This window comes from Micromonospora sp. NPDC049051 (genome assembly GCF_043197575.1).
In the GTDB taxonomy this organism is placed as follows: domain Bacteria; phylum Actinomycetota; class Actinomycetes; order Mycobacteriales; family Micromonosporaceae; genus Micromonospora.
On the sequence record NZ_JBICTL010000006.1, the window covers coordinates 90,245 to 103,795 of the forward strand.

The 13,551-nt window shown below is 64.9% G+C and carries 3 protein-coding genes and 1 pseudogene; all 4 read left to right on the forward strand.

The features are described 5' to 3' along the window. Positions 1-367: 367 nt before the first annotated feature. Positions 368-8,980, forward strand: a complete 8,613-nt coding sequence (locus ACGFIR_RS24545; RefSeq protein ID WP_393147361.1) for a DNRLRE domain-containing protein — start codon at positions 368-370, stop codon at positions 8,978-8,980. A 162-nt stretch (positions 8,981-9,142) separates the two neighbouring features. After that, positions 9,143-9,805 (forward strand): hypothetical protein, encoded by a 663-nt coding sequence (locus tag ACGFIR_RS24550; protein ID WP_393002703.1) that lies wholly within the window; start codon positions 9,143-9,145, stop codon positions 9,803-9,805. A 506-nt stretch (positions 9,806-10,311) separates the two neighbouring features. Then, positions 10,312-11,376: pseudogene (locus tag ACGFIR_RS24555) on the forward strand (IS110 family transposase); the annotation flags it as partial. A gap of 519 nt (positions 11,377-11,895) precedes the next feature. Next, the gene (locus ACGFIR_RS24560; protein WP_393147363.1) at positions 11,896-13,131 is read left to right on the forward strand and encodes a polymorphic toxin-type HINT domain-containing protein; all 1,236 of its coding nucleotides are present in this window, start codon (positions 11,896-11,898) and stop codon (positions 13,129-13,131) included. The last annotated feature ends 420 nt before the right edge of the window (positions 13,132-13,551 follow it).

The window sequence follows — 13,551 nt, forward strand, 5'->3', positions numbered from 1 at the left end:
CCTGATTCGGCGCTCGCGGCCCTTCGGGGTGGGCCGGGAGCGTGCCGAAGTCCGGTGGCCGGGCACACGGAGCTGAGTGCAGCGGCAGGCTCGCCGCGTAGAGCCCGGCGTGGGCGGCGTGCCACGCCCACGCGCTCGCGCGGTGCGTTCACGACGCCGGACGGCTGGGGACAGGACCGGGGAGTTGCGGCCCCGGTCCTGACACCCGCGCCGCCGGGGCGTCGCCAGCCCGCTCTCAGCGGCCGCCAACCCCGCTCTCAGCTGCCTGCAACCAGCCGATCCGTGCGGTAGCCGGACGATAGCTGTCGATATGCAAGGCCCTCCTAGCTTCTACCCGTCGTACTGGCTCCTGGTCGGAGGGTGACGGGTGAAGAGGAAACTACGGGGGCCGCTGATCGCGGGCCTGGTGGTGGCGTTGGCCGCCACCGTGGGCGGGACACAGGTCCTGTCCGAGCGGGAGCCGGACAACGCCGCGACCGCGGAGCAGGACGACGGCCTGCTGTCCCGGCTCGGCGACGCCGCGAAGGCTCTGGTGGACGGCGGGTCGCGTCCGGGGAGGCCGGAGGTGGTCAGCGCCGGCCTGGCCGTGCAGGAGAAGACGCCGCCGGCGAAGGTGTGGCCGGCGCAGAAGCGGGTCCGGGAGCTCACCGGCAAGCGCACCGAGAACAGCCGGGTCTACCAGCTGTCCGACGGGCGTACCCAGGCGGAGATCTCCGTTGTCCCGCTGCACTACCGGGACGCCAAGGGGCGCTACCAGACGATCGACACCACGGTGCGCCCGGCGAACGACAAGGGATACGTCCAGGGCAACAAGACGAACAGCTTCACCAGCCTCTTCGGCGACAGCTCGGACGACCTGGTGCGGTTCGAGCGGGACGGCCGGAGCATCGAACTGGGGTTGTCCGGGGCCGCCCGGGACGTCACCCCGAAGGTCGCCGGCTCGACGGTCACCTATCCCGGCCTGGCGGACGGGGCGGACGTCGTCTACGACGTCACCTCGACGGCCCTGAAGGAGAAGATCGTCCTGCACCGGGCCCCGAGCGGTCCGGCCTCGTACACGTTCACCCTGGACGCCACCGGCCTCACCGCGCAGCAGCGCGCCGACGGGTCGATCGCTTTCGTCGCCCCGGGCGGTGGCGCGCCGGTCTTCGTGATGCCGCCCCCGTTCATGTACGACGACCGCAACGACAAGGCGTCGCCGCACGGCAAGGTGTGGAGTGACAAGGTCACCCAGACCGTCGCCGGCTCGGGTGCGGACACGACGGTGACGGTGACCGCGGACGCCGCCTGGCTGGCCGACCCGAAGCGGGTCTACCCGGTGGTGATCGACCCCACCATCCGGATCCAGCCGGTGCCGACCGACTCCCAGGACGTGCAGGTCTACTCGGGCAACCCGGATCACGAATACCAGAAGGACGCCACGACGTGGCCGTTGCGGGTCGGCACGGACACCGGGATCTGGCGGTCGCTGGTGCGGTTCCCGTTGGCGGCGGTGCCGTCCGGGACGGCGATCGACGACGCCCGGCTCGAGCTGTACTACGACCAGACCCACACCTCGCACGAGCATGACGTGCTGATGGAGGCGCGTCGGATGACGCAGCCGTGGACGGCGGAGTCGGCGACGTGGAACAACACGCACCAGAACATCGCCCCGCAGCCGGCCGGGAACCTCGTGCAGGTCGACGACGGCGACGCGGGCACCTCGGTCACCGGTTCGTGGGCCTGGTCCGGCAACCCGGACATGACCAAGCACGCGGTCAAGGCCGACTACCGGTTCAACAACGACGCCACCGCGGGGGACACCCACACCTGGACGCCGACGGTCACCGAGACCGGGGACTACAAGGTCGAGGTGCACTACGTGGGCGCGTCCGACCGGGCCAACCCCACCCCGTACACGGTGCACCACGCGAATGGTTCGACGGCGGCGTCGGTCAACCAGACCACCCCGGACAGCAAGGGCGCCTGGGCGACCCTCGGCACGTACCGCTTCAACGCCGGCACCTCCGGCCGGGTGGTCCTGCAGGACGTGGCGGGCAAGGCGGTGATCGCCGACGCGGTGCGCTTCACCCGGTGGGGCGTGGCGAACAAGGCCAAGAACGTCTCCAGCGTGTGGAACTCGTTCGCCGTCCGGGACGTGGTGCAGCAGTGGCTCAACGGCACGCCGAACCACGGGTTCGTGATCAAGGCGGTGGACGAGGACACCAAGGGCCGCGGCGGGCCGATCTACGAGGCGTCGGAGTACGCGTACCAGAACGACCGGCGTGACCAGAACCTGCCCCGGCTGGTCGTCACGTACGGCCGGCCGGGTGTGGCGGTGCACCCGCCGACCACGGTCACCGCCACCGGCGCGGTGCTGACCTGGCCGCAGTACCAGGACCCGTCGTCGAGCACCGGTGACGACGCGGTGGAGTACCAGGTGCACCGCAGCATCTACCAGGACTTCCGGCCGTCGTCGGCGACGCTGATCGCCCCGGTCGGCACGAGCACGCTCACCTATCAGGACACCACGGCGGTGCCGACGGCGGCGGACAACACCGACCCGATGGCCCGCAAGTTCTACTACTACATGGTCGCGGTGAAGACCCGCGACGGGCAGGTCCTGGCCGGGCCGAGCCAGGCCGTCATGCTGCCCAAGGCCGGGCAGATCACCCGGATCTACCGGAACGCGGCGGCGGCCGGAGACCCGACCGGCGTCAACGGGGTGGTCGACACGAACCTGTCGCTGACCCGGCGCACCGAGAACGTCGACAGCTACGTCGGGGACCCGTACCTGGGGGTGGGGAACAACTCGACGTACTTCGGCACCACGCGGGGCCTGGTGAAGTTCCCGACCCTGGCCGGCATCCCGGCGACGGCGCGGGTCGTCGACGCGCAGCTGCGGATGTGGAACACCTCGCTGTTCCCCGGCGACAACCAGACCGAGTACGTCGACGTCCACAAACTGACCCAGGGGTTCGACGAGACGACCGCCACCTGGGACAAGGCGAACGCCACCACCGCCTGGACCACCCCCGGCGGCGACTACGACACCACCTGGAAGGCCGGGTTCAACGGGTTCACCAACGACCCGGAGTGGGCCACCTGGACGGTCACCGACCCGGTGAAGAGCTGGGTCGCCACGCCGGGCAGCAACAAGGGCTTCCTGCTGCGGATGCGTAACGAGGCCACCCAGACCGCGCGGGCCATGATGCTGTCGTCGGAGGCACCCGAGCCGCTGCTGCGCCCGACGCTGGAGGTCACCTACCTCGAGCAGAGCGCCGAGTCGACCTACCACGCGCCGAGCACCCCGCACCAGCTCGCGCCGGCCTCGACGTACACCGTCCCGGTCACCGTGTCGAACCCGACCGGCGCGGCGTTCGCCGCCACCGAGTGGGAGCTGACCTACCAGTGGAAGCGGGCCGACGGCCTGCCGGTCTCCGACGCCGCCATCCACGTGCCGACGCCGCTGCCGGCCGCCGTGCCGATCGCCGGCACGGTCGACGTCAACGCGCAGGTCAAGACCCCACCGCCGGCGTCGGACGGCAACAAGCGCACCGACTACGTGCTCGACTGGGAGCTACGCAACAAGGTCACCGGCAAGAAGCTCTCCGAGACCACCCCCGCGATCAAGGCGTTGCCGCAGAACATCGCGGTGGAGGAGCCGACCTCCGACCAGCTCGGTCTGGAGAAGTTCTACTCGTACGCGGGGAAGAACACCGGTGCCGGTGGCACGCTGATGAACAACCTGTACGCCGGCAACACGGTCTGGTCGTACAACGCGTTCAGCAACCCGTCGCGGGGCCTGTCGACCTTCGTCCGGCTGGCGTACAACTCGTTGGACACCAGTGACACCGTCGCCGGCTACGGCTGGTCGTTGCAGGCGTCGTCGTTGATGCGCCTGGGCACGCCGCTGGACTTCCACCCCAACCCGAACCCGACGAAGGTCACCCTGACCGACGGCGACGGCACCGCCCACCGGTTCACCTGGGACGCGGCGGCGAACGAGTGGAAGAGCCCCAAGGGTGTGCACCTGCACCTGCAGAAGCACAGCAGCGTGCAGTGCAAGCCCAACACGCAGGAGCCGAAGGCGTGGGTGCTCACCAAGCCCGACCGGACGCAGTTCTTCTACGACTGCGAGGGCTTCCTGTCGAGCGTGGTGGACAGCAACGGCAACGAGCTGCGCTTCACCTACGAGGAGCGCAAGTCCAACAACAAGCCGACCAAGTTCCTGCGGTACCTGACGGACGCGACCGGCCGGCAGACGCTGACCGTCGACTACTACGCGAAGGGCCAGGCGTTCGACTACATCGACGACACCACCTGGACCCGACAGTCCGGCACCAACCTGACCAACCCGAAGATCATCGACCACGTCTCGCAGATCACCGACATCTCGGGACGCAAGCTCACCTTCACCTACACCGACAAGGGTCTGCTGGGTGAGCTGATCGACGGCGCCGGCTCCAGCCAGCCGAAGACGTTCAGGTTCGCCTACGACATGACGCAGGGCAACAAGAACGTCAAGCTGGTCAAGACCACCGACCCACGCGGCAACGCCACCGAGGTGACCTACAACTACCCGCAGGCCGGCGACGACCCGAAGTGGCACTGGACCACCAAGTCGTACAAGGACCGGCTGACCCACCTGACGCAGTTCGCGTACACCGACCCGGACGGGCCGCAGGGCAACACCATCCACACCACGGTCACGGACGCGGAGAACCACGCCACCGCCTACCAGATGGACGGCTACGGCCGGCCGACCCAGACGACCAACGCGAAGAACCAGACCACGAAGTTCGGCTGGGACGACAACCACAACGTGATCCGCCTGGAGGAGGCCAACCAGGCCGTCTCCACCTGGACGTACGACGCCAAGACCGGCTACCCGACCGAGATCAAGGACGCCGAGGCGGTCAGGAACGGCACGTCAGGCACCGTGCTGACCTACCAGCGCCAGCTCAACGGCTACGTCGCGGAGGTCACCGCGAAGACCAGCCCCGAGGGGCGCAAGCACACCTTCGGCTACGAGGCCGACGGTGACCTCGCCTGGGTGGTCGACCCGATGGGCAACACCACGACGGACCCGGAGGACTACAAGACCTCCTACACGTACGACGCGTGGGGCCAGATGCTGACGGCGACCGATGCCAACGGCAACACCACGGTCAACAACAGTTTCGACCCGAACGGCTACCCGCAGACGATCACCGACGCGAAGCAGAAGTCGACGACGTTCGTCTACGACGTGCGCGGCAACGTCCTGAAGGTCACCGACGCCAACGGCAAGGAAACCACGCAGACGTACGACACGTTCGGGCGTCCGCTGGAGAACCGCGTCCCGAAGGACCAGGCCGCCGGGGACTTCGTCGTCACCCCGGCGCCGAAGTACGACCAGAACGACAACGTCTACGAGTCGTACGCCCCGAACGGTGCCGTCAGCAAGGCGGTCTACGACCAGGCCGACCAGGTGACCTACACGCTGGCCCCGGTCGACGTCGCAGGTGATCCGGAGCGAAAGACGTCGTTCACCTACGACAAGGTCGGCAACCTGCTGACCACCACCGAGCCGAAGGGCAACCTCACGACGTTGGCCGGTGACTTCGTCACCACCAACGTGTACGACGAGATCTACCAGCTCACCGGCGTCGTCAACGCCAAGGGCGACCGGATCACCTACGAGTACGACAACGTCGGCAACGTCCGCAAGGTGATCGACCCGATCAAGAACGCGTCGGCCGCGACCGACGACTACACCACCCTGTACGAGTACGACTGGTCCCACCGGCTGACCAAGACCACGGACGCGCTGGGCAAGTTCACCACCAGCACGTACGACCGGGACGGTCTGGTCAAGGCCACCACCGACCAGCTCGGCAACACCACCGAGGTCACCTTCGACCCGCGGGGACTGCCCAGCCAGGTCAAGGTGCCGCACAAGAACGACGCCGGAGTCATCACCTACCGCACGACGAAGTACGAGTACGACGAGGTCGGCAACCAGACCAGGACGATCAGTCCGCGGGGTGTGGCCACCACGGACGACCCGGACGACTTCGCCACGGTCACCGTCTACGACGAGCTGAACCGGGCGAAGGAGACCCGCACGGCGTACGACAAGGACGACGCCCGCTACAAGACGGCGGACGTCACCACCTACGAGTACGACTCCGTGGGCCAGCTGGCGAAGGTCAGCATGCCGCCGTCGGCGGGTGAGTCGGTCCGCAACGACACGACATACACCTACTTCGACAACGGCCTGACGAAGACCAGCAGCGACCCGTGGGACATCGTCACGTCCTACGACTACGACAAGCTGGGTGCCCAGACCGCGCGGACGGTCACTTCGGCGGGCGGATCGTCGAACCGGACCATGACCTGGTCCTACTTCCCGGACGGCAAGCTGAAGTCCCGCACGGACGACGGCGTGCCGGTCGGCAGGCAGGTCGTCCTGGTCGACAACTCCGACTTCAACAACACCGCGGCCACCGGCACCTGGACCGCGGCCACCTCGGCGACGAACAAGTACGGGCACAACTACGTCACCCGCCCGGCGGGAACCGGCACGAACACCTTCACCTGGCAACTCAACGTGCCCCAGGCCGGCACGTACGAGGCGTTCGCCCGCTACCCGAGCGTGTCCGGCGCCGCCACCGACGCGAAGTTCACGGTCAACCACGGCGGCGGCAACACGGTGAAGACGGTCAACCAGACCGCCAACGCCGGCACCTGGGTGAGCCTCGGCTCGTACAGCTTCACCGAGGGCAACAGCCACAAGGTGTCGCTGTCCGACCAGGCCGGCGGCACGGTCGTCGCCGACGCGGTGAAGCTGGTCCGGAACAACACCGGCGAGACCGACAACGAGAAAGCCGACTACGCCTACCGCTACGACCCGAACGGCAACCTCAAGACCATCACCGACTCGTCACCCAGTGCCCGCGTCGACACCTACTCGGTCGCCTACACCGACCTGAACCAGGTGCAGACGGTCACCGAAAGCAAGTCGGGAACGGTCAAGAACAACACCACCTACACCTACAACGAGAACAGCGCACCGAAGACGACCACACACGACAGCCAGTACGCCAGCTACGCCTACGACCCTCGTGACCTGGTCTCGACGGTGGTCAACGGCAAGTCCGCCACGGACCCGGACAAGAAGACCACCACGCTCACGTACACCGACCGTGGTGAGTTGTTGAGGATGACCAAGGGCAACGGCAACACCGTTGACCACATCTACTACCTGGACGGGGCGCTCAAGACCCAGGCCGAGAAGAAGTCCAACGGGACGTTGGTGTCGGAGCACACCTACACCTACGACCTGAACGGCAACCGGGCCCGGGACGTCGCGAGGAAGATGAACGCCGACAACCACTCGGCGTACCTCGACACCACCAGCGACTACACCTACGACCCGCGCGACCGCCTGTCCCAACTGGTCAAGACCGGTCACGGCGCCGACACCGAAACCTACGTGCACGACGCCAACAACAACGTCATCGACCAGACCATCAAGAACACCACGACCACCTTCAACTACGACCGCAACCGGCTGCTCACCGCGACCACCGGCGGTGTGAAGGCGTCGTACAACTACGACCCCTTCGGCCGGCTCGACACGGTCACAGCGGCCGGAACGGTCATCGAGCGGAACGTCTACGACGGCTTCGACCACGTCATCGAGAACCGCAAGACGACCGGCACGGCCACCTCGATCACGAGATACACCTACGACCCCCTGGACCGGACGACGACGAAGACGTCCGACGCCGGCAGTGCCGCGGGAAAGACCACGACCTTCAACTACCTTGGTCTCTCCGGCGAGGTCCTCAACGAGGAGGTGGCTGGCCAGGTCACCAAGTCGTACCAGTATTCACCGTGGGGTCAGCGATTGTCGCAGATCACCCACAAGGACGACGGCAGCGAAGAGGACGCCTACTACGGCTACAACCCGCACACCGACGTCGAGCAGATCACCGACGAGGCCGGCAACACGAAGGCCACCTACGGCTACACCGCCTACGGCAAGAACGACGACGCGCAGTTCACCGGCATCGACAAGCCCGACGCCACGGATCCGACGAAGGAGCCGTACAACGCCTACCGGTATAATGCCAAGCGCTGGGACCAGGGCTCCGGCACCTACGACATGGGCTTCCGCGACTACAGTCCTGGCCTCAATCGATTTCTATCCCGTGACAGTTACAACGGCGCGCTCTCTGACCTGCGGCTCAGCCTCGACCCCTGGACCAGCAGCCGCTACGCCTTCGGCGGCGGAAATCCGATCAGTGTTATCGAAGACGACGGCCACAAGCCGTGCGGCGACGACAGTTGCCAACTGTACGAACGTCCCGATGGGCAGACGGTTGATGCGAGACCGCTCAGCGCGCTCAAGACGGAGGTTGAGGAGATAGCGAAGACGCACAACACCAAGGAAGCGGGCCTCTGCCTTACTGACGACGGCCCTTCCTTGACGTGCGCTCGTCAAGGCGATGGCCCTAAAGGCAACAAGCTGGGGCCAAACGAGATCGCAGTGTGTAATTACCTCGGACTGGACTGTATGGCTGTGCAGAAAGCCTCGGAGTGGACCTGGGCGGAAGTCGCCAAAATGAGGAAGAAGTATGGCTGGGATCCAAAGGAGGCGAATGCGTACCAGCATGGACTCTGGATGGGAGCCATGCGCGTTCTGGGAGTTTCCGAACATGATGCGATGATGTTCGGAGTTGCTCACGAACTTGATCACTCTTCGGATAAGGATCCGCCTCTTTATGGCCCGGAGTCGAACAAGGACATGCATAACAATTTCGTCAGCCTGCGACTGGGGGAACAGGCAAGAACTGGCGAGACTATAGCTCGGAAGCCCGGTGGGTACACGGGTGGACGAGCTGGAGTTCCGAATTGGAGGTACGATCCTCTGGCTGAGTTGGGAAAACTGGCTCTTCAGGCAATGGACCCTAGCGCATGCGGCAACAACTGCCTGAGAGTTGATTGGTAAACGGTCAGATTTAACAATCCGTGAGTGGGTGTCGTCTCTCCTGATGAGATGGCATCCACTTGCGGCGATTGTTGAACTGGTAATGGCGAGAATTTAATCGCTGTAGGTACTTAATGGCGAGTCCGCTGATGTGGAGTCCCGTGCTGTGGAGGAATTGACCATATGGCCGAGAACCGGGTTAAGTGCGAAACTGGCGTCGTGCGACGCCGTCGCCTGTTTGCAGGAACTCTTATCGGCATGGTGGTCCTAGCTGTGCTCATCGTCCTGGTTGCCGCTCACGACCCGCGGCACTACGTGTATCTGATCCCATTTGGCCGGACGCCGGTCGTCATGGCGGTATTGATGCTGTCCCCGGCGATACTGGGCTTCGCGGTGTGGCTGCTTCTCAGAAAAAAGCGAGCGGTGCGGATATTGGCAAGCGCCGTAGTGGCCCTGACGGTTCTTATGTGTGCAGTTGGCTACCGGATCTCGGCGACTGATTCAATTCTCGAAGAAGTCAGCGCAGATGGCGGACGTACCGTGGTGGCGGTATCGCCAGGTGGCGATTTTGACCTGGTTGTAATTGACCACGTCGTTTTGACAACGCGTTACGAGATTGTGCGGGTCCGGTCGCGTGCCGGTCTGACAAGCCGGGAGGCGGGCCAGGACCTTGCCTGTTTCGTGGAGACGTTCGGACAATTCGATCCGGAGAACACCTTTGAGAGCGCCAGATTCGTGCGTGAGTACGAGGTTGAGGTGCGCACCGAGGCTGGCGGGCCGTGGACAACCACCTTCGACAAGAGCACCTTGCTGGCTGCTGCAACCGTCTCCCATGGCTGCGGATAGCTGTGGATTCGAGGCTAAGGGTGGGAATCATCGAAATTCCCCGTTGGGAATGCGTAGGTGTTCGGCCCCTCGAATTTTGCGCTAACTTGATCTTTAACCTATGGCGGCCGGTTGGTGACTCCGGCTGGTCATGGTGACAGCCCTTGCTTGATCACTCTTCTTGTCGAGGGGAGATGATCAATGGCCAAGGGCTGTCTCGTGACCAGCAACACCACGATGAAAAGAGCTGTGAAGGTAGGTGTTGGCTGGCCTGGGGCTAGCTGGCAGGGTCAGCGTCATGATCGCGGCTGGGTGTGGCTCATGAAAATGGTGGCCCCACGAGGTGCTCTCAGTGAGATCTGCCCATCCGGTCTGCGGTCGGGCGCCGGCCCTGTCCCTCTCGGTGGCTTGATCAGAAGCTTGCCCGGTCCGTTGCAGCGGATCGTGGCTCATCACAGTCCTGCCGCGAGAGCACACAGCCCGGGCCGACGCCGTCACGACGTCTCCCGGGAAGGCAGTACGCCGCAATGGCCATCGTCGCAGACCAGTACGACTTCGTCATCGGCGTGGACACCCACGCCGCCTCCCACACGCTCGCCTTGATCACCGCTGGCACCGGCGCAGTCGGACAGCAGGCTCAGTTCCCGACCAGCCCGTCAGGGCTGCGCCGTGCCGTCGACTGGATCGAACGCCACACCCACCAGGCGCCGACGCTGATCGTCATCGACGGCGCCGGTTCCTACGGCGCCACCTTCACCGAGCAACTTTCTGCAGCCGGCTTGACCGTCGCCGAGGCCCCCGACGTTGCGGCCACCACCCGGCGTCGCCGTGGCAAGAGCGACGCCGTGGACGCCGTCGCGATGGCTCAAGCAGCTCGCAGCCTCGACATCAACAAACTATGCTGGCCACGCGCCGGCGGCGATCGCACAGCACTGCGCGTCCTGACAGTGGCTCGCGAACAGATGAGCGGCGAACGCACCCCGCGGTCAACGCGCTGACCGCGCTGCTGCGCACCGTCGACCTCGGCATCGACGCCCGCCGCGCCCTGACCACCACGACGATCGCCGCCGTCGCGGCCTGGCGCACCCGCAGCGACAACGCCACCCTGGCCGTCTGCCGCGCCGAGGCGATCCGGCTGGCGTGTCGCATCCGCGCTCTCGACGCAGAACTCGCCGCCAACCACACCGCGCTGCACAAAGCTGTCACCGCGCAAGCGCCACAACTGCTCGCCCTGCCAGGTGTCGGCGCCGTTGTCGCCGCCACCGTTCTGCTGGCCTGGTCCCACCCTGGCCGCGTTCGCTCCGAAGCCGCGTTCGCTGCCCTGGCCGGCGCGTCACCGCTACCAGCTTCATCAGGCAATACCACCCGCTACCGGCTCAACCGCGGCGGCGACCGACGCCTCAACCGAGCGCTCTACACCGTCGCGCTGGTCCGCATGGGCCACGACCCTCGCACCCGCGGCTACGTGACCCGCCGCACCCGCGAAGGACGCACCAAACGCGAGATCATGCGCAGCCTCAAGCGCTACATCAGCCGGCAACTCTTCCGGACTCTGAACGGCGCCCACCCAGCCACCAGCACCACTTGACAGCTATAGAAGCATCTCAGTAATGGCGTCCACTGGTGTCAATCGGTTCATGCGATGCTGCTTGGCCGCCATTGCCGCCTCATCCCTCCTCTCTGCGACGGCCTGCAGCTCTGACGCCAAGCCCCCGGGGAAGCGGCTGGGTAAGCCTATCGGCAGCCATGTCGAAGACATCGCATGGCGAGCTGACGGCGCTACAGTATCTTCGGCCTTCATCGTGCTCGAGCCGAAGACGAGCCCAAGCTCGTCGAGTTCACCTCCGGGAAGGAAATGCCACGAGAAGTGGCTCTTGCGCCAGTCGGCTTTTGCCCTCAGCCAGCCTTCGTCAACTTGTCCACACTCCCAGACGGGAGACTTGGAGCCGTCGTGACATGCGAAGGAGGTGTTGAGTATTCGAGGGATGAAAGGGTTTCCGTGGCGATCGAGGATGGAAAGCTTATTGAGCTGGCTAACCTCGGTGGCTCAGATCGGCTAATACTCCAGCCGGTACGCCTTCGGTGGCGGCAATCCGATCAGTGCCATCGAAATGGACGGACACAGCTTCATCTCCGACATCGGTAGCGGAATCGTCAGCGGTGCCAAGGATTTCTTCGGTGGTGTCGTCGATGGCGCAAAGGGTCTTTGGGCCGATATCTCCGGCAGCTACGCCGAAGCGGGACAAGTGGTCGAGGACGCTTCGAACGGCGATTGGGGCAGCGCAACAAAGCGGGCGGGCGGCTTAGCGGTCGACACGTACACCAAGCCATACAAGATGCTGTGGGGAATGGTGTCCGACGTTGGCACCACCTGGTGGAGCGGTGTGCAGGCCGCCGCAGAGGGAGACTTGGAGGGCTGGGCACGCGCCGGCACCAAGAACGGCTTGACCATAGCTACTTCCGTGGCTCCGGCCAAGGTGCGGCTGGGCGGCTGCCGAAACAGTTTTGTTCCCGGAACCCTCGTGGTGATGGCTGACGGGTCGCGCAAGGCTATCGATAAAATACGCGTTGGCGACGAGGTTCTCGCCACCGACCCGGAGACTGGCCGGACCGAGGCGCGCAGTGTCGAGGCCCTTATCCTTGGCGAGGGGCAGAAAGATCTCGTAGAGGTCACCGTCGACACCGATGGCGATGGTGGCGACAAGACGGGCATGGTTGTCGCCACCGACCAGCACCCGTTCTGGCTCGAAGACCTCAAGAAGTGGGCCAACGCCGAGGACATTCAGCCAGGAAGTTGGCTGCGGTCGTCGGACGGGAAGCTGGTAAAGGTTCTCGCGGTCCGCGCCTGGACACAATTCGCCCGCGTGCACAACCTCACCGTTGCGGGAATCCACACGTACTATGTGGTGGCGGACGATGCGCCGGTGCTCGTCCACAACTGTGGAGGCGCGTATGATTGGAAACCAGGTAACCGACCGGGCCTCGCAACTGATAAGCAGGCACCGCTTCCCTCAAATGTCGGAATCAAGCCAGGTGAGGCTCTCCGCAAGGGTGAGCACCACTACGTGGTTATGAAAGACGGATCTCTTCGCGCAATGCACAACGATGACATGTTTGGCCTTGACGCAAGTGCAGGACACACGAGCTTGGCTGGGAATCGGCCTGTTCACATGGCGGGAACTTTTGTAGTGGATGAGTTTGGCCGAATTACGAAATTTGGTAATTGGTCGGGCCACTATGGGCCGCAGAACGTGCGGGGATTCACGCCGCTCGAAGACATAGCTCGCGCTGCCTTCAAGAGGCATGGGCTTTCGCCAGGTGTCTGGGAGTATGAAGACTTTTCCTAGAAGGAGCCGGATCTTGCTATTCAAGACGTTGTCGCTGGAATGGCTTAGGCTGGCAGAATGACGGAGCTATTGAACTTTGGGGTGCGCCTAGCCCGTCTACTGGATTGTCGGAAGCTGGACGTTGCTGGTTTGTCGCGAGCCGCTGCAGTCCCTGAACCAGACCTTCAGGCGGTACTCGATGGTCTGGCGCCAAGTTCGCCGATGCTTCGGCGGCTCGCTCCCGCGCTCGGCCTTCACTCGGCCGATCTCTTCATAATGGCTGAGCTGGAGATGCCGGATGATCTTTCCCCGTCAGGGGAGAGGGCTGCCTCGGCAGTGGGCGAGCTTGTAAGGTGCGCCGTTCAGTTGCAGCCGGAGCAGCGGAGTCGGCTGCGACGGTATGCCCAATCATTACCTCGGGCGCGTGTAGGGCATGCTTCG